Below are 18211 nucleotides of genomic sequence, written 5' to 3'. Positions count from 1 at the left end.
GGCAGCGGGATGAGGGGGCAAGGGTGAAGATAAGCCGATAGCTCGCCCTCTCATCCGACCCTTCGGGCCACGTTCTCCCCGGCGGGGAGAAGAAAGTCGCGGCGCCGTCGAACAACAAACAGGTGCCCGGGTTTTGAGGCAAGCTTCCAACAGATTGGACGTCATCCCCGGGCTTGACCGGAGGATCCATAACCCGCTGAAATCGTGGGTCCTCGGGTCAAGCCCGGGGATGACGGACGAGGGGTTAGGCAATTTCGCGGGAGGTCATCATGTCAGAACCATCAAACGGCAATTTCGCACCTGTTGATCCCATCAAGGTCGGTCTGAAAGGTTGCTGCCCGCGTTGCGGCAATGGCCGGCTTTTCGACGGTTTCCTGACCCCGAAACCGGCTTGCAGCGCCTGCGGGCTGGATTACGGCTTTGCCGATGCGGGCGATGGCCCGGCCGTCTTTGTCATGCTGATCGTCGGTTTTCTGGTCATCGGGCTGGCGCTCTGGGTCGATCAGCGTTTTGCCCCGCCCGTCTGGGTACATGTCATGCTCTGGTTGCCGTTTACGGTAATTGTCTCCCTCGTGCTGCTGCGCAAGCTGAAAGGAATCATGATTGCGCTGCAATACCGCAACAATGCAAGCGAAGGCAGGCTTGATCGTGAATGAGGTGTCCCACATGAAGGCGGCGGACAGACGGGTCTGGTTCGCCGCGCCGCTGGTGCTGCTGGCGCTTGCCATCCTTCTCGGCCTCGGCACCTGGCAGGTGAAGCGGCTCTACTGGAAAGAGGCCCTGCTGGCCGATATCGAAGAGCGGCGCAACGCCAGCCCGGCCACGATTGCCGATATCGAGGCGATGACGAAAAGCGGCGACGATATCGAATATCGCAAGGTCAGTCTTTCCGGCACCTTCGATCATGCCCGTGAGCGGCATTTCTTCGCCACCCATCAGGGCCAGACCGGTTATTACATCTATACGCCGCTGACGCTTGCCGATGGCCGCATCCTTTTCGTCAATCGCGGCTTCGTGCCCTTCGAGCTGAAAGATCCGGCCAAACGGCCTGACGGGCAGGTTTCCGGCGAGGTCACGATAACAGGGCTGGCCCGCGCGCCGCTGGTTGCAAAACCGTCCTCGCTGCTGCCGGACAATGATATCGCCAAGAACATCTTTTACTGGAAGGATCTGGCGGCGATGGCATCCAGTGCCGATATCCCGCCCGACCGGCTGGTCAATCTCTTCGTGGATGCTGATAATGCGCCAAATCCGGGCGGCTGGCCGCAGGGCGGCGTGACGCTGATAGATTTGCCCAACAATCACCTGCAATATGCGATAACGTGGTATGGCCTGGCGGCGGCCCTTGTCATCGTCGCCGGTTTTGCCTATTTCCGGAACGGTAAGGCGCAGGGTGAATAAAGCGCGCCCCGTCCGGTAGGGCCGTTTATCGGGCAAGACCACGGAGCTGGCCAAGGAGCTGGAATGAACATCGCTGTTTCCAAACCCCCTTTGACGATAAGGCTGTGCGGACCGCGCGGCTTTTGCGCGGGCGTGGACAGGGCGATCCAGATCGTCGTGCTGGCGCTGAAGGCCTATGGCGCCCCCGTCTATGTCCGTCACGAAATCGTGCATAACCGCTATGTGGTGGAAGGGCTGGAAGCCAAGGGGGCGGTTTTCGTCGAGGAACTGCACGAGATTCCCGCCGAGCACCGCGAACAGCCGGTGGTCTTCTCGGCCCATGGCGTGCCGAAATCCGTGCCGGAGGATGCGCAGGCGCGTAATCTGTTTTATCTCGATGCCACCTGCCCGCTGGTCTCCAAGGTCCATAAGCAGGCCATGCGCCACCAGCGCCTCGGCCGCCATGTGGTGCTGATCGGCCATGCCGGCCACCCGGAGGTCATCGGCACCATGGGCCAGCTTCCCGAAGGAACGGTCTCGCTGATCGAGACGGTGGAAGATGCCGGTCGTTACGAGCCGGCGGACCGCGAAAATCTCGGCTTCGTCACCCAGACGACGCTTTCGGTCGATGATACCGCCGGTGTCATCGCCAGGCTGCAGGAACGTTTCCCGGCCATTCAGGCGCCCGCAGCCGACAGCATCTGTTACGCAACCACCAACCGGCAGGATGCGGTGAAACAGGCGGCCCCCGGCTGCGACCTCTTCATCGTTGTCGGCGCACCCAATTCCTCAAATTCCAAGCGGCTGGTGGAAGTGGCGCTGCGCGCCGGTGCCAAGCGCTCCGTGCTGGTGCAGCGGGCCTCGGAAATCGACTGGAATGAAATCGGCGATATCCGCACCGTCGGTCTCTCGGCTGGCGCATCGGCGCCTGAGGTCATCGTTGATGAGATCATCGAGGCCTTCAAGGCGCGTTTCGATACTACGCTCGATCTCGCCGTGACGGTTGAGGAGACGGAACATTTCCTCGTCAATCGCGAGTTGCGCAGCATCGAGCTGACGACCGACGACATGGCTTTCGTCAACGGCAATGCCAGCAACGCCCTGCCGCCGAAAAGCGCCGCCGGTATTTAAAGCGGGGTGGTGCTGATGTGGGCGGTTTTCCCCACATGCGCCATCCTCACCCGAGATTTCCATTCCATCCTTCACCAAGAGATTTGAAATTGGCAGTTTATACGGACATCACCGAAGATGATCTGAGGAATTTCCTCACGCAATATGACGTCGGCAGCCTGACCTCCTACAAGGGCATTGCCGAAGGCGTCGAAAACTCCAATTTCCTGCTGCACACCACTAGGGATCCGCTGATCCTGACGCTTTATGAAAAGCGCGTGGAAAAAAACGATCTGCCCTTCTTCCTCGGCCTCATGCAGCATCTGGCTGCCAAGGGCCTGTCCTGCCCCCTGCCGCTGCCGCGCAAGGATGGCGAGTTGCTGGGCGAACTGTCGGGCCGCCCGGCGGCGCTCATCTCCTTCCTCGAAGGCATGTGGCTGAGAAAGCCGGAGGCAAAACATTGCCGTGAAGTCGGCAAGGCGCTGGCGGCCATGCATTTGGCCGGCGAGGGGTTCGAAATCAAGCGCCCGAATGCGCTCTCCGTCGAAGGCTGGAAGGTGCTGTGGGACAAATCCGAGGACCGCGCCGATGAGGTGGAGAAGGGCCTGAGGGACGAGATCCGTCCCGAGATCGATTATCTCGCCACCCATTGGCCGAAGGATCTGCCCGCCGGCGTCATCCATGCGGATCTGTTCCAGGACAATGTGTTTTTCCTCGGCGATGAACTGTCCGGCCTGATCGATTTTTATTTCGCCTGCAACGACCTGCTCGCTTATGACGTGTCGATCTGCCTCAATGCCTGGTGCTTCGAAAAGGATGGGGCCTACAACGTCACCAAGGGCAAGGCGCTGCTGGAAGGTTACCAGTCGGTGCGGCCGATGAGCGAGGCGGAACTGGAAGCGCTGCCGCTGCTGGCGCGCGGTTCGGCGCTGCGTTTCTTCCTCACCCGCCTTTATGACTGGCTGACGACGCCGGAAGGCGCGCTGGTGGTGAAGAAAGATCCGCTGGAATATCTGCGCAAGCTGCGGTTCCACCGCTCGATCGCCAATGTCGCCGAATATGGGCTGGCGGGCGAATGAAACACGTCGATATTTTCACCGATGGCGCCTGCTCCGGCAATCCCGGTCCGGGCGGCTGGGGTGCCGTGCTGCGTTACGGTGAGGTGGAGAAGGAACTGTCCGGTGGTGAGGCCGAGACCACCAATAACCGTATGGAGCTGCTGGCGGCGATTTCGGCGCTCAATGCGCTGAAGAGCCCCTGCGAGGTCGATCTTTATACCGACAGCGCCTATGTGAAGGACGGCATCACCAAGTGGATTTTCGGCTGGAAAAAGAAGGGCTGGAAAACCGCCGATAACAAGCCGGTCAAGAATGTTGAACTATGGCAGGCGCTGGAGGCGGCGCAGCAACGCCACAAGGTCACTCTGCACTGGGTCAAGGGCCATGCCGGCCACCCGGAAAACGAGCGTGCCGACGAGCTGGCGCGCAAGGGCATGGAGCCCTTCAAACGCCGGTAACGCAAGCCTGCTTTAGTTCCGCCTGGTTCAGTCGGGGTTGATTTGACCCAGCCTCCATTGATCAGGGTTGTGAAAACCGAAACCCGACTTATCTTGTCGTCAAGGGCGTCCCCGGGGCGCCCAATGGAGGAGAGGAATCCGGATGATCCTGCATTGTGTATTTCTACGGTTCAAGGCCGCGACGGCGTCTTCTGAAAAACACGCGATATTCGAGGCGATCGCTGCCTTGAAGGACGTGATACCGGGCATCGTCGATGTGAAATACGGTCAGAATGTCTCACCCGAAGGGCTGAATGGCGGTTTTGTCGATGGCTTCATCGTGACGCTGGAAAGCCCCGAGGCCCGCGACGACTATCTGGCCCATCCACAGCATATGGAAGTGGGGGAGCGTCTCGTGTCGCTCACCGATGGCGGCCTGGCCGGGCTTCTGGTGTTTGATATGAATGTTTGAGAGAGCGGCTTTTCGCCGCTCTCTTCCGTCATGCCCGGGCTTGCCCCGAGCATCTGCAATGTCTCGATTGAACGGGGCGCGATGTCATCCTCGGCACAGGGCCGGGGATAACGCCTTATCGAGGGCCAAGAGGCCTTCTTCTTAACGTCAAAGCTGCTCGATCATCGCCGCGGCGGCCGAAACCGTCGCCTGACCGGGGTTTTCTTCGACGTTGAGCGACTTCACCACGCCGTCTTCCACCAGCATCGAATAACGCTTGGAGCGCACACCAAGCCCGCCTGCGGAAAGGTCGGCGTCGAGGCCGAGCGCCTTGGTGAAGGCGGCGTCCCAGTCGGCGAGGAAGTGGATTTTGCCCTGGCCGCCGGAAGACTGCGCCCATGCGCCCATTACGTGCCAGTCATTGACGGCGACGATATCGTCGACGCCCTTGGCGAGAATGGCATCGCGGTTTTCGAGATAACCCGGCAGGTGGTTCAGCGAGCAGGTGGGGGTGAAAGCGCCGGGCACGGCGAAAAGAACCACCTTCTTGCCGCTGAAAAGCGCGTCCGTGGTGGTTTCCACCGGGCCGTCGGCCGTCTTTTCCTTGAAGGTTGCGGAAGGCAGTTTTTCGCCGATCTTGATGGTCATGTCCATGCTCCTGTGGTCGTTCGGTTCGCGCGACTATAGAGCACGGAAATGAAATCTGTCATGCGGTTTTCGAGGTAAATTCGAGAGCGAAACACCGGCTCGGCGATGCTCGAGGAAGCGCTCAGGGTTTCGGGAAATTCAGCATCGTTTCCATGGCCCGGTCGCCGGATTTGACCAGAATGGGCCAGCTGTTGCCCTGTACCTGATAGGTTTTCGGCAGCCCCTTGATGTTCATGTAGAAGGAGAGCTTGCGCTTGTCGCGCACCAGGTTCTGCGGCTCGTAATAGGCAAAGCCCGAGGGGCCGGCGATGAAGATCTCTGTCTCCTTCGGCGCGTTTTCCGGCAATTGCAGCTGCACGCCGAGCATGGTCTTGTCGGGCGTGATGTGGAAGTCGATCACCTTGAAATCGTCGGATGCCGCTTCGGGCAGCGTTTCGCGCGCCTCCTCCAGCAGGCGCCGTTCCTCGCGGTCGTCATCGCCCGCATTGCCGCGGTCGATCGAGAATGTCGCCTCGAAGGGGATACAGATATTCTGGCACACACCGATGAAGGCGGTGAGGTCGATCTTCCCGCCTGCCGTCGGGTCGGTTGCTTTCAGCTGGAACGGAAGGCTGACGGCGTGGTCATAGCCGATATCGGTGATATCGCCGTTCTCGATCAGCTTTGGAACCGGATAGGCCATGGTGGTGAGCGTCACACCGCTTGCCGCATCGGGTGTGATCTTGGGCGGTATGCCGGCTTCGCCCGGTTCGCGCCAGTAGGTTATCCACCCGTCCTTCGGCTCGATCTGCAGCACCCCGCGCACCACGCCGTCGGCATCCATGGCAAGGCTCGCCACGCGCATCTGGCCGCCTTCGCTTCTCGCCCAGTCGGTAATCTCGGCCCGGGCAGCCTGCATGCCGCCGAGGAAGGCGGCAAATGCGACCGCAAGGTGAAGATGTGAAAATCGAAAGAATATCCTGACGCTCATGCTTCCCGTCTAACCCAACATCGGCCGGCGGACCAGTTACGAATTCGTGCGGCCCATCATTTTCGGTTGATTGATGGAACGCTATGCCGCATCCTGTCCTTTGTCGAAGTGCGAACGCCGTTTTCCGTCGAGCGACGGAATTCGGTCTGCTGGAGGCGCCGGTGAGCTTTTCAACCCTGATGGACAAACGCGAACGTGGCTTTCTCGATGGTCAGTTCCTCATCGCGATGCCGGGGCTGGACGACGGCAATTTTGCCCGTTCGGTGATCTATATCTGCGCCCATTCGGATGCCGGCGCCATGGGTTTCATCATCAACCGGCCGCAGCAGATCACTTTCACCGATATTTTGCTGCATCTGAAACTGGTCGATAGCAACGATGCCATCATGCTGCCCAACCGCACGCGTGAATTTCCGATCCAGTGCGGCGGCCCGGTCGAATCCGGCCGGGGTTTCGTGCTGCATTCCGACGATTATTTAAGCGAATCCAGCATCCCGGTCAGCGATGACATCTCGCTGACGGCGACGCTCGATATCGTTCGTGCCATCTCCAACGGCCGTGGCCCGCAAAGGGCCACCATGATGCTCGGTTATGCCGGCTGGGGGCCGGGCCAGCTGGAAAACGAAATCGCCAATAATGGCTGGTTGAATTGCCCGGCTGCGGAAGAGCTGATCTTCGACCGGGGGCTGGACAATAAATACGAGCGGGCGCTCGCCCTGATGGGCGTCGATGCGCGGATGCTCTCCACGGATGCCGGTCACGCTTGAATCTGGCACGCCTGAATTTTCCGCTGCCCGCCCATCCAATTATGGGCTGGAACCAAATCCCGCCCCCTGACGTTACTCACCCGGAAAGCCGGGCAGACAGTACGGTTCAACCAGGGAGTAGTAACATGGGTAGCACATCAGACAAGATCGCCGGTAAAGCCAACGAAGTTGCTGGCAAAATCAAGAAGAGCGTCGGCGAAGCGACGGGCAATAATGAATTGCGCGCCAAGGGTGCCGCCCAGGAAACCAAGGGCAAGGTTCAGACTTCTGTCGGCAAGGCGAAGGACGCCGTCAAGGGCGCCGTCGACCGCATATAATCCCGCCTGACGGGACTGCGCCTTTCCACGATGCGGCGCCTGGAGCGCATGTGTTACCGCACATGCGCTCTTGTCGTGTGATGCAGATAACTTTCCGTCAGAAGCGGAGTTTCGCGGAGCACGATTGAACGGGACCGCCGGCAATCCAGCCGGGCGTCATCAACAGGAACTGAACTGTCCACTGCTCTTCCCAACTCCGTGATCCATCGCAAGGGTTTCATCAATGAAGCTTTTCTCCTGCGCTTCCTGCGGCCAGCCGGTCCATTTCGACAATCGTTTCTGCGTCTCCTGCGGCCATCGTCTGGCCTTCGTGCCGGAGCGGCTTTGCATGGAAGCGCTTGCGCCTGCCGGCGAGCCGAACTGGCAGATCGTCGCGGAGCCGGAAAAACAGGTGCGTTTCTGCGCCAATGAGGTGAACGACATCTGTAACTGGTCGGTGCCGGCGGAAAGCGATAGCGCCTTTTGCCCGGCTTGCAGCCATAATCGTTTGGTGCCTGACATCGCGACGGAGCAGGGGATCGAACAGTGGCGCCGCATCAGCCAGGCGCAGCGGCATCTGTTTTATTCGATCCTTCGGCTGGGCCTGCCGCATCCCAACCGTGATGTTGATCCGGCCGGCGGCCTCGTCTTCGACTTTCTGGTCGATGCGGTGGCGCCCGACGGTTCCGTCATTCCGGCTATGACCGGGCACGATGAAGGCCTGATCGCAATCCGCGCTGCCGAAGCCGACGATGTGACGCGCGAACAGGTGCGCGCCAACATGAATGAGCCGTATCGCACCCTGCTCGGCCATTTCCGCCATGAGGTCGGGCATTTCATCTGGAACAAGCTGGTGCGCGACGACAACCGGCTGGAAGCCTGCCGCGCCGTCTTCGGCGATGATCGTGAGGACTACGGCGCGGCGCTGCAGCGCAATTATGAACAGGGACCGCGTCCTGACTGGCAGGAAAGCTTCATAAGCTCCTATGCCTCGGTTCACCCCTGGGAGGACTTCGCCGAATGTTTCGCCCACTATCTGCATATCGTCGATACGCTGGAGACGGCACGCGCTTTCGGCGTGGCGGTCGACCCGGACGGACATGAGGAAATGGCGGCGGAGGTGACGTTCGATCCCTATAACGCCCGCAGCGCCGCACAGCTGGTCAAGGCCTGGATCCCCCTCAGTGTCGCCATCAATTCCATTCAGCGCAGCATGGGGGAGGCGGACCTCTACCCCTTCGTGCTGACGCCGCCGGTGGTGGCGAAGATGGAGTTCATTCACGACCTCCTGCATGGGAGGGTGGCGTCGATGGTAGAGCAGAATTCGGTAGTGCAATGAATGCCGGGGAAGAGGAGAGTCCTGATCAGGGGAATCATCGTTTCCTTCTCCCGTCATACCGGCCTTGAGCCGGTATCCAGCCAGCCCAAGTCCTTGGGCTGAAAGGAGCCTTTCCGCCGGGCAGACGCCCGTCGGCTGGATTTCGGCTCAAGGCCGGAATGACGAAAAGGGGTTGTTTTCGTCAAGAGGGACAAGTCTGACCGTCGAGGAGAGGCGCATCACTGTGCCCCTCGCTTCCATTTGTCCCAATATCCCGTCACGAAGCCCGCTTCGTCGGCTGGAAGCGTTCGCGCAGAAGCTTCAGCGCCGTATCGCCCGAGACCGGGGTGCCGAACAGGAAGCTCTGGCCGAAATGGCAGTTCATGCGTGCCAGTTCCGCCGCATCTTCAGGCGTTTCGATGCCTTCCGCAACCACCTGCATGTCGAGCGCCCGTGCCATGGCGATGACGGAGCGCAGGAGCACGTTGCGCTTGTCGCTGGTATTGGCCACCAGCGCCTTGTCGAGCTTGATCGTGTCGAAGGGGAAGCGGGTGAGATAGGCGAGTGATGAATAGCCGGTGCCGAAATCGTCCATGGCGAGGCTCAAGCCGGTTTCCTTCAGCTTGGAAAGCACAAGCCGCGCCTGTTCCGGATTTTCCATGACGACGGATTCCGTCAGCTCCAGCTTCAGCTGCTGTGGATTGCAGCGCGTGCGGCTCAGCATGCTGCGCACGTCATTGTACAATTCGTTGTTCAGCAGCTGTGCGCTCGAAATATTGACGGAGATGAAGATCGGCATCTTCTCGATGGCGTGTTGCCAGTCCATCAGGTCGGTCGCCGCCCGTTCCAGTGCGAACATGCCGAGTGGCTCGATCAGGCCGGAGGCTTCCGCGATGGGAATGAACTCGCTCGGCGGAATATTGCCGCGCTTGGGGTGCTCCCAGCGCATCAGGGCTTCAAAGCCGGCCAGCTCGCCATCGTCGAGCTTCACGATCGGCTGGTAGGCGAGCGACAGCTCCTTGCGCTCGATGGCGCGGCGCAGGTCGCTTTCCATCTGCAACCGGTCGGTGCCTGACGTGCGGAAGGCGGGGCGGAACGGCTCGACGCGGTTGCCGCCGGCGCGCTTGGCGCGGTACATGGCAAGCTCCGCATCGCTCAAGAGGCCGGCAGCACTTTCCTGCTGGTCGATCCATGAGACGAGGCCGATGGAGGCGGTGAGGATGATTTCGCGGTTGGCGAAATTGATCGGCACCATGATCGCCTTGTTCACCGCATCGGCGAAATCGGCAACCCGCTGCGGATCGCGCTCGGACGTCAGGATCAGGCCGAATTCGTCGCCGCCAAGACGCGCGAGCGTATCCTGCGGCTTCAGCAGACGGCGCAGACGCCGGGTCAGCGCGATGAGGATATTGTCGCCCGCGGCAATGCCCAGCGTATCGTTGACCAGCTTGTAGCGGTCGATATCGATCGCCATCACCGTCGGCTTCACCCCCTCGCTATCGGAGGAAAGGTTGAGGATCGATTGCAGGCGGTCGAGGAAGACCTGCCGGTTCGGAAGTCCGGTCAGATTGTCGTTCATCGCATCCTGCAGCAGCCGCTCGACGGAATTCTTCTGCTCGGTAATATCGGTGATGGTGCCGACGCAGCGGATGATTTCGCCGTTGGAGCCGAGAACCGGACGGGCGCGGATTTGCAGCCAGTGGAAGTGGCCATCTTCGGCGCGAATGCGGAATTCGTGATTGAGGCGGCCCTTGCGATGGTCGAGCAGCACGTCGAGCGTCGCCTTGAACCGGTCGCGATCATCAGGGTGCAGACGCGGCAGCCAGTTGCGCGCCGCCCCATGCATGGCACCGGGCTCCAGCCCCAGCCGGTTGGAAATATCGGGCGTGGTGACGATGCGGTCGCGCGTCACATCCCAGTCCCACACGGTATCGCCGCTGCCCGTCAGGGCCAGCGACTGACGTTCGAGATCGGAGAACAGGCCCTGCTGATAGGCGCTGCCGGCAAAGGCGTGCTGGATGACGGTGAAGCCGATCAGCAGCACGATCAGCACCAGCCCGCCGCCGAGCGCCGGCTGCACGATGTCGTTGTCCAGTTGCCCCGTTACTGTCAGCCAGCTGCCGAACAGCCAGACGAGGATCAGCGCCCATGAGGGCACCAGGAGAATGGCTCGGTCATATTTGTTGAAACCGAGATAGATGATGAGCGCGATGCCGGCGGTTGCCGTCAGCGCGAAGGACACGCGGGCAATGCCTGATGCGACCGAGGGATCGTAGATCGCAACACCGAACAGCAGCGCCAGCCCCACCACCCAGGCAAAGGTCGCATAACCCAGATGCGCATGCCATCGGTTGAGATTGAGATAGGTGAAGAGGAAGACCACGAAACTGGAGGCGAGCGCCACTTCGGCGCCCGCCCTCCATATTCGCTGGTCGCTTGAGGTGACCGTGATGAGTTTTTCGAGAAAACCGAAATCGACGCAGATATAGGCAAGCACCGCCCAGGCGAGTGCGGCCGAGGCTGGCAGGACCGAAGTGCCCTTGACCACGAAGAGGATGGTCAAAAGCACGGCCAGCAGGCCGGCAATGCCGAGCACGATGCCGCGATAGAGCGTAAACGCGTTGATCGTGTCCTTGTAGGCTTCCGGCTCCCACAGATAGAGCTGCGGCAGCTGCGGCGTGGAAAGCTCGGCGACGAAGGTGATGACGGAGCCGGGGTTGAGCGTGATGCGGAACACGTCGGCATCCGGGCTCGGCTGCCGGTCGAGCGCAAAGCCCTCACTCGGCGTGATCGCCATGATGCGCTGCGAGCCGAGATCGGGCCAGAACAGCTTGGAATTCACGAGGCGGAAATGCGGGGCGACGATGACGCGCTCCAGCTGCTCTTCCGACACGTTGGCAAGCGCGAAAACCGCCCAGTCGCCCTGATGGTCCGTGGAACTGGCGCGCACCTCGATGCGGCGGCGGATGCCGTCGGGGCCGGGCGCGGTCGAGACCTGAAAGGCTTCGCCCTGATTGGCATAGATATCGGTGGTGGCGGTGAGATCGAGAGCCGTGTCGTCACGGGAAATCTTCACCGGCTCGAAGGCGTAGGAATAAGAGGCAAAAAGCAGGAAAAGAAGGAAAAACGGCGCAGCCAGCGCGATTGCCGCCAGACGTTTCGCAAGGCGAGGCGCAGTGTGAGTGTAGGTCATGTATCGTACTTCGTTCCGCCGGAGCTTTGCTTGTCGGCAAGAAGGGAAAACATCATATGATCCCGCCATTGGCCATTGATTTTCAGATATTCCCGCAGGAGGCCTTCCCGCTGGAACCCGGCATTTTCGAGGAGCCGGATGCTTTTGAAGTTTTCCGGAATACAGGCTGCCTCGATACGGTGCAACTGAAGTCCGTTAAAGATGTATGGTATTACCAATTTTAATGCGGCAGACATATGGCCTTGGGCGGCGTGGCGTTCGCCGATCCAGTAGCCGATCATGCAGCTTTGCGCGGCACCCCGGCGGATGTAACCGATGGTGATGCCGCCGACCAGCAGTGTCTCCTTCTCGAACAGCAGGAACGACACCGCCGTGCCGGAGGAAAATTCCTGGCCGTTGCGCACCACGCGCAAACGGAAAGAGGATTCGGTCAGTTCGTCCGGGCGCCATGTGGGTTCCCACGGCTGCAGAAACTGCCGGCTTTCCGAGCGCAACACATGCCATTGCTTGAAATCGCTGTAGCGCGGCAGTCTGAGAAGATGATTGGCGCTGCGCAGTTCGGGCGTATCATTGTGTCGGGAAAGAAAACGCAGCATTCACGATCCCTGTGCGGCAGATATCGCCATCCGTAAGCAGGATGGCGAAAAAAGTGAGCGGTTTCTGTCCTCAAATCCCGCTCTCATATCGGTTTATCCGTTCGCCTTTATCCTTGCGGGCTGCTGCGCGGAAAGTGCGGCAGTGACGTCTGAAAGAGGTGGCAGATGTTCGAGCGGGCCAATTGCGGACAATGTCGGAACTGTATCGAAAAACAGCCGTCCCGCAAGATCGGTCAGGCGTTCGCGCGTGATGTCGCCGAGGCGCTCCATCATCTCCTCATTGGGGATGGGCCGGCCGTAAAGCATCATCTGCCGGGCCATCTGGCCGGCGCGGGCGGCGGGGCTTTCCTGGCCCATCAGCAATTGCGCGCGAATTTGCGCCCGGGCGCGGTCGATTTCTTCCTGATGGATGGTCTGCGAGGACTTGCGCAGCTCATCGAGAATGACGGGAACCAGTTCCGGCAGGTCGTTTGCGCCGGTGGCCGCATGCACGCCGAAGATGCCGGTATCGGAAAAGCCCCAGTGGAAGGCATAGACCGAATAGCACAGGCCGCGATATTCGCGCACTTCCTGAAACAGGCGGGACGACATGCCGCCGCCGAGAATATTGGCGAGAATCTGCGAACAATAGAAATCGCGGGCGTGATAGGCCTTGCCCTCGAAGCCTAAAAGCACCTGCGCGTCCATCAGGTCGCGGGTCTCGCGGATTTCGCCACCGGTATAGATCGCCTTTTCCATGACCGGCGTTGCCGCGGGCACCAGCGGCAGCGAGGCGAAACGCTCCTCCACCTGCTTGACGAAGCTTTCGTGGTTCACGGCACCGGCCGCAACGACGAAGATGCGATCCGTTGTGTAATTGCGGGCGAGATAGTGCCTGATCTGGCCTGTCGTGAAGGATTGCACGGTGTCCGGCGTGCCGAGGATCGGTCGGCCGATGGTCTGGTCGCGATAGGCGACACCGGAGAAATTGTCGAAGATCACATCGTCAGGCGTATCGGTCGCAGCGCCGATTTCCTGCAGGATGACGTTTTTCTCGCGCTCCAGCTCGTCTTCATCGAACAGCGATTCCGTCAGGATGTCAGCAAGAATATCGACGGCGAGGGGGACGTGGTCTTTCAGGACGCGGGCGTAGTAGGAGGTGGTTTCCGTCGATGTCGCGGCGTTGACTTCGCCGCCGACATTTTCGATCTCTTCGGCGATCTGCCGGGCGGTGCGGCGTGCCGTGCCCTTGAATGCCATATGCTCGAGTAGATGGGCGATGCCGTGTTCGGCAGTCGTCTCGTTGCGGGACCCGGATTTGATCCACACCCCAAGAGCAACGCTTTCGAGATGCGGCATTCTTTCCGTCACAACGGTCAACCCGGACGAAAGCCGGGTCACATTAACTCTCATACTCAACGTCTTTCCGCGTCTCTATTTGCTGGCGCGTGCATGTTGGCCGATGAAGGTTTCCACGGCTTTCAGCTCTGCGTCCAGAATGTCGAAACGCTCCTCCCGGTTCATGATATCAGCGAGCCATACTGGAAGCGCCGGGTCGATTGCGCAAGCGGATTTTACAGCGGCCGGGAATTTAGCCGGGTGGGCAGTCGACAGAACAACCATCGGGCTTCCCGCTTTTTCGTGCTTTTCCGCCACGAAAACACCGGTCGCCGTATGCGGGTCGATCAGGTATCCGGTTTTCGCAAGCGTCTCGCGGATGGTGGCTGCAACCTGCTTTTCGGTGGCGCGGCCGGCGCGGAAGTCCTTCTTGATGAATTTCAGTGCCTTCGGCGGAATTTCAAACGCGCCGGACTGCTTCAGACCATCCATCGATGCCTTCACCGCAGCGGAATCGCGGTCATAGGCTTCAAACAGCAGGCGTTCGAAGTTGGACGAGATCTGGATGTCCATCGAAGGCGAGGTGGTGGGCTTGACGCCGCGCATCTCGTAACGGCCGGTCTTCAGCGTGCGCGCCAGAATGTCGTTGTCATTGGTGGCGATGACCAGCTTGTCGATCGGCAGGCCCATCTTCTTGGCGACGTAACCCGCAAAGATATCGCCGAAATTGCCGGTCGGAACGGTGAAGGACACCTTCCGGTCAGGGCCGCCGAGCGACAGCGACGCGGTGAAATAATAGACCACCTGCGCCATGATGCGCGCCCAGTTGATGGAGTTGACGCCGGAAAGCTTCACGCCATCGCGGAACTTCACGTCGTTGAACATTTCTTTGACCAGCGTCTGGCAATCGTCGAAATTGCCGTTGATCGCCAGCGCATGCACGTTGGAGGCGGTGGAGGTCGTCATCTGGCGCTGCTGCACCGGCGAGACCTTGCCGTTCGGGAAGAGGATGAAGATGTCGGTGCGCTCGCGCCCGGCAAAGGCGTCGATGGCCGCACCGCCCGTGTCGCCCGAGGTTGCGCCAACGATGGTGGCGCGTTCGCCGCGCTCAGCCAGCGTATAGTCCATCAGGCGGGCGAGAAGCTGCATCGCCACGTCCTTGAAGGCGAGCGTGGTGCCGTGGAAAAGCTCCAGCACGAAAGTGTTAGGACCGGTCTGCGTCAGCGGCGCGACGGCAGGGTGGCGGAACGTCGAATAGGCGTCGTCGATCATCGCCCTGAACTTGTCGGCCGGAATTTCGCCGCCGGTGAAGCGGTAGAGAACCTCGAATGCGACGTCCTGATAGGATTTGCCGCGCAGGTTGCGGATTTCCTTCTTCGTCATGGAAGGCCATTCGCGGGGCACGTAAAGCCCGCCGTCCCGGCCAAGGCCCGCCAGAAGCGCGTCGCAGAAACCAAGCGAAGGGGCCGCACCCCGGGTCGATACATATTTCACGAGATAGTCCCCTGTCCTTAACCGGCCTTGTCCTTAACCGGTATGTCCGTCGCCGATCTTCGGCATCTTTTCCAGCAGCGTCTCACGGAAATGAGGCGATTGGCGAGGTAATGAAGGGCTTTTCTGAAAATTCAAGCAAAACCGAACATGCCAATCGATTTTTTCCGGCGTCGCTGCTATAGACCATCGCCAACCTGCGTGAAAGGTCAATAAACTGCGTCTCCGGTTCGGTTCCGGGACAATGGAGAGGGAATTAGAAGAGTGTCAGGGAATTTCTTGCGTTTGTCCGCCGCGATGTCGCTTCTGGCCGTCGTTGCAGGATGTAATTCCTCCAATCCAGCGGACTCGCTTGCCGTCAACCCTCCAGCCGCGCAGGCCAATGCCGTCACCCCGGTGGTGCAGGCCAACTGCCCGACGGTCACGGTTCTCGACGCTAACGCCGTGCACCGCGTTTACGCCGGCGGCGCCAAGGACGACCCGCAGAAACTCGCCTATCAGGTCTCGCTGTCAGACACGACACGCTCGTGCACCGCAAATGAATCCACGCTGACGGTGAATGTGCTGGCGCAGGGCCGCCTCGTTCCCGGCCCGATGGCCAAGCCCGGCCGCGTCACCGTGCCGATCCGCGTGACGGTGAAGGATGGCGACGGCGAGGTCTACGGCGAAACGACCAATTTCGCCATCGACGTGCCGGCAGGCTCCGCCGGCACGCAGTTCATCTTCAACAACGACCACGTTGCCATCCCCAATGGACCGGGCGGCGCACCGAGGTCGGTCAGCGTCTATATCGGCTTCGGCGGTGAGAGCGCGAAGGCGAAGACCAAGCGCCGGTGATTTGACGGGCTAGACGAAAAAAACCGGAGGCTGTTTTTACAGCCTCCGGTTTTTTATTGCTTACAGGCCGCCCAACATTCGCAATGTTATCCTTGGGCCTGTCCCGACAATTCAATCGCGTATCGGAAAATCAATCGGTTGCAGATGCTCGGGACAAGCCCGAGCATGACGGGGAGGCCCTGTGCCACGGCCACCTCCTCAGAAAGCGCCTTCCCACTCCGCCATCGCCGCGATCACGGCCGGCAGGTCCTGCATGCGTGAAATCACCGTTTCGGCGCCGGCATCGGTCAGCCGGTCGGCGTGGCTCGGATAGGTGTGGGATGCGCCGGTAAAACCGATGACCCGCATGCCGGCGGCTCTTGCGCCATGGATGCCGTGTACGGAATCCTCGACCACGACCACGCGGTCGGGGGAAACGCCGAACTGGGCCGCGCCATGCAGGAAGATGTCGGGCTTCGGCTTTACCCGGTCGGGGCCGAGGTCCTTGGCGGAATAGATATGCGGCGCGAAATAGGGTTTCAGACCCACCTTCGTCAGCATCATGTCGAGGCGGTGGCTCGAGGAGTTCGAGCAGATGCAGCGCGGCGTCGTGAGGCGCGACAGCGCGAATTTCACGCCCTCGATGATCTTCACGTCGCGCTCCAGCCGCATGTCGAGCAGTTTTTCCGACTTGTCGAGCAGGGAAGCGGAGAGCGGGATACTGGCTTCGCTTTCCACTTGCAGGAGGATGTTCTTCCAGGTCATGCCGGCGAAACGCTCGCCCATTTCCTCGACGGAGATCGGATAACCGGCTTCGGTGAGCAGGCGGGATTCCACCTGTGCGGCGATGATTTCGGAATCGACCAGAACGCCGTCACAGTCGAAAATAATGAGGTCGAAGCCGCTCATGGGCGCTCCCTGTATCGGATTTGCTTGGAGGAAGGTGATGCCGGGCTTTTAGACCATGTCCGCGCCAAGCTCAACCGGTTCGCCCGCAAGGGTCGGTCCCGCCGGGCTCATGGCTTGCCCGGGCCGGAGACCGGGAATGGACAAGTGGCTGACGGATTTCGAATATTCCATCTTGCGCATCTGGAACCTGCAAAAACCGCTACACAGTCGCGCGGCATATGCGTTATGGGATATTATGCCCAAGCCAGTGAAAACCATACCTGAAGACACCATTGCCGCACGCATCAGCCGGACGCTCGCCGACCGTATCGTCCGCGGTGAGCTGTCGCCGGGCGAACGGCTGCGGCAGGATCATATCGCCGCCGAATTCGGCGCGTCGCATGTGCCGGTTCGCGAAGCGTTTCGCCGGCTGGAAGCGCAGGGGCTGGCCGCCAGCATTCCGCGCCGGGGTGTCCGGGTGGCGGATTTCGGCCTTGACGATGTGCGCGAAGTGGCGGAAATGCGCGCCGCCCTTGAGGTTCTGGCGCTGCGCCACGCCATTCCCAACATGACGTCAGCCATTCTCGATCAGGCCGAGGCCGCGACGCTGGAAGGTGACAGCGCCGTTGACGTGCAGCACTGGGAAGAGGCCAATCGCCGCTTCCATCGCCTCATCACCGCGCCCTGCAACATGCCGCGCCTGATGGAAGCGATCGACGGCCTGCATGCCGCAAGCGCCCGTTTCCTGTTTTCCGCCTGGCGGGCCGGCTGGGAGCGCCGCACGGATACCGACCACCGCGCAATCATCGACGCGTTGCGCGGCGGCCGCGCCGAAGAGGCGGTACGCATCCTTGACGGACACGTGCAATGGATCGGCCGCAAGGCGATCCGAACCTCGTCCGGCTCGGTGCGCGACGCCTTCGCGATTGTCGGATAGGCGGGCGGCGCTTGACTGTCCGGCTCCGCCCCCACCATCTTCTCTGTATGCTGACCTATGTCGGCAAGGGCTATACTTCCGGCTTCGTCGAAAATTACGACCGTGTCGCCGCCCGACTGAATGCGGGCGAGGAGGATATCGAGCTGGTGGATGGACCGGATGATATCTGCACCGGCCTGCTCTGCGAAAGCCATGCCCACTGTTTCAACGAAGGCGTGGTGCAGCGGGACGAGGCGGCGCGGCTTTCAGTGTCGACGCTCTTGAACGAGACGCTTGCCCCCGGAAAACGGCTGCGGGCAACGCCGGACTTTCTTGCGAGAATGCGTCTTGCCTTCGCCGCCGGAGACATCCGGCAGGCCTGTCGTGGTTGCCAGTGGATAAGGCTGTGCGACCGTATCGCGGCATCAGGCTTCGCCGGGGTGAAGATAGGAGAGCGGCTGCAAACGACGGCCAAGCCCGCGACGCACTGTTCCAACCATCCGATGCTCAGACCTAAGGATGGGTGGTTCGGCCGCAAATTGTGACGCCTTCTCCTCCC

The 18211-nt window shown here is 60.8% G+C and carries 19 protein-coding genes; 12 read left to right on the top strand and 7 right to left on the bottom strand.

The window, feature by feature from the left end; genetic code table 11:
- The first annotated feature begins 269 nt into the window (after positions 1–269).
- The 6 genes from JZX88_RS00650 (at position 270) to JZX88_RS00625 (ending at position 4457) form a co-directional block, all read left to right on the top strand.
- Positions 270–656 (top strand): DUF983 domain-containing protein, encoded by a 387-nt coding sequence (locus JZX88_RS00650; RefSeq protein ID WP_065115050.1) that lies wholly within the window; start codon positions 270–272, stop codon positions 654–656.
- A gap of 10 nt (positions 657–666) precedes the next feature.
- A complete protein-coding gene (locus tag JZX88_RS00645; RefSeq protein ID WP_206912242.1) occupies positions 667–1401 on the top strand; it encodes an SURF1 family protein in 735 nt (244 codons plus the stop codon).
- Positions 1402–1464: 63 nt separating this feature from the next.
- Positions 1465–2511, top strand: a complete 1047-nt coding sequence (gene ispH, locus JZX88_RS00640) for a 4-hydroxy-3-methylbut-2-enyl diphosphate reductase (RefSeq protein ID WP_065115052.1) — start codon at positions 1465–1467, stop codon at positions 2509–2511.
- 89 nt (positions 2512–2600) lie between these two features.
- A complete protein-coding gene (locus JZX88_RS00635) occupies positions 2601–3569 on the top strand; it encodes a homoserine kinase (RefSeq protein ID WP_206912241.1) in 969 nt (322 codons plus the stop codon).
- Entirely contained in the window at positions 3566–4006 is a 441-nt protein-coding gene (rnhA, locus tag JZX88_RS00630; protein WP_065115053.1) for a ribonuclease HI, read from the top strand. The genes JZX88_RS00635 and rnhA overlap by 4 nt, the downstream gene beginning before the upstream one ends.
- Positions 4007–4148: 142 nt before the next feature.
- Positions 4149–4457, top strand: coding sequence for a Dabb family protein (locus JZX88_RS00625; protein WP_065115054.1), 309 nt, complete (start codon positions 4149–4151; stop codon positions 4455–4457).
- 147 nt (positions 4458–4604) lie between these two features.
- Here JZX88_RS00625 and JZX88_RS00620 read toward each other — a convergent pair whose 3' ends face one another.
- Both JZX88_RS00620 and JZX88_RS00615 read right to left on the bottom strand, forming a co-directional pair.
- A complete protein-coding gene (locus JZX88_RS00620; RefSeq protein ID WP_206912240.1) occupies positions 4605–5084 on the bottom strand; it encodes a peroxiredoxin in 480 nt (159 codons plus the stop codon).
- A gap of 121 nt (positions 5085–5205) precedes the next feature.
- On the bottom strand, positions 5206–6054 hold the full coding sequence (locus JZX88_RS00615; RefSeq protein WP_206912239.1) for a protein-disulfide reductase DsbD domain-containing protein: 849 nt from the start codon (positions 6052–6054) through the stop codon (positions 5206–5208).
- Positions 6055–6215: 161 nt separating this feature from the next.
- On the opposite strand from JZX88_RS00615, the gene JZX88_RS00610 reads away from it, so the two are divergent.
- From JZX88_RS00610 to JZX88_RS00600, 3 genes are all read left to right on the top strand, one after another.
- A complete protein-coding gene (locus JZX88_RS00610; RefSeq protein ID WP_003521117.1) occupies positions 6216–6821 on the top strand; it encodes a YqgE/AlgH family protein in 606 nt (201 codons plus the stop codon).
- A 125-nt stretch (positions 6822–6946) separates the two neighbouring features.
- Positions 6947–7138, top strand: coding sequence for a CsbD family protein (locus JZX88_RS00605; protein ID WP_206912237.1), 192 nt, complete (start codon positions 6947–6949; stop codon positions 7136–7138).
- A gap of 223 nt (positions 7139–7361) precedes the next feature.
- Positions 7362–8456: a putative zinc-binding metallopeptidase gene (locus tag JZX88_RS00600; RefSeq protein WP_174028944.1), complete on the top strand. Its 1095-nt coding sequence runs from the start codon at positions 7362–7364 to the stop codon at positions 8454–8456.
- A gap of 256 nt (positions 8457–8712) precedes the next feature.
- Here the strand turns inward: JZX88_RS00600 and JZX88_RS00595 are convergent, their stop codons facing one another.
- From JZX88_RS00595 to thrC, 4 genes are all read right to left on the bottom strand, one after another.
- Positions 8713–11628 (bottom strand): sensor domain-containing phosphodiesterase, encoded by a 2916-nt coding sequence (locus JZX88_RS00595; RefSeq protein WP_206912236.1) that lies wholly within the window; start codon positions 11626–11628, stop codon positions 8713–8715.
- The gene (locus tag JZX88_RS00590) at positions 11625–12224 is read right to left on the bottom strand and encodes a GNAT family N-acetyltransferase (protein WP_065115060.1); all 600 of its coding nucleotides are present in this window, start codon (positions 12222–12224) and stop codon (positions 11625–11627) included. Before JZX88_RS00590 ends, JZX88_RS00595 begins: the two co-directional genes overlap by 4 nt.
- Positions 12225–12317: 93 nt before the next feature.
- Entirely contained in the window at positions 12318–13616 is a 1299-nt protein-coding gene (locus tag JZX88_RS00585) for a pitrilysin family protein (RefSeq protein WP_206912603.1), read from the bottom strand.
- 21 nt (positions 13617–13637) lie between these two features.
- Entirely contained in the window at positions 13638–15035 is a 1398-nt protein-coding gene (gene thrC, locus JZX88_RS00580; protein ID WP_206912235.1) for a threonine synthase, read from the bottom strand.
- Between the two features lie 294 nt (positions 15036–15329).
- Here thrC and JZX88_RS00575 point away from each other — a divergent pair, with 294 nt between their 5' ends.
- A complete protein-coding gene (locus JZX88_RS00575; RefSeq protein ID WP_206912601.1) occupies positions 15330–15869 on the top strand; it encodes a PilZ domain-containing protein in 540 nt (179 codons plus the stop codon).
- 198 nt (positions 15870–16067) lie between these two features.
- Here JZX88_RS00575 and JZX88_RS00570 read toward each other — a convergent pair whose 3' ends face one another.
- Entirely contained in the window at positions 16068–16757 is a 690-nt protein-coding gene (locus tag JZX88_RS00570) for an HAD family hydrolase (RefSeq protein WP_065115063.1), read from the bottom strand.
- Between the two features lie 235 nt (positions 16758–16992).
- Between JZX88_RS00570 and JZX88_RS00565 the strand changes: the two genes are divergently transcribed.
- Complete coding sequence (locus tag JZX88_RS00565) at positions 16993–17673, top strand: GntR family transcriptional regulator (RefSeq protein ID WP_065116147.1); 681 nt, start codon at positions 16993–16995, stop codon at positions 17671–17673.
- A gap of 47 nt (positions 17674–17720) precedes the next feature.
- Positions 17721–18197 carry a DUF1284 domain-containing protein gene (locus JZX88_RS00560; protein WP_206912600.1) on the top strand — a complete coding sequence of 159 codons (477 nt, stop codon included), beginning with the start codon at positions 17721–17723 and terminating at the stop codon, positions 18195–18197.
- The last annotated feature ends 14 nt before the right edge of the window (positions 18198–18211 follow it).

Source organism: Agrobacterium sp. OT33, from assembly GCF_017313365.1.
Classification (GTDB): domain Bacteria; phylum Pseudomonadota; class Alphaproteobacteria; order Rhizobiales; family Rhizobiaceae; genus Agrobacterium; species Agrobacterium rhizogenes_A.
Note: the sequence above shows the minus strand (reverse complement) of the source record. Positions and strands in the feature narration are given on the sequence as shown.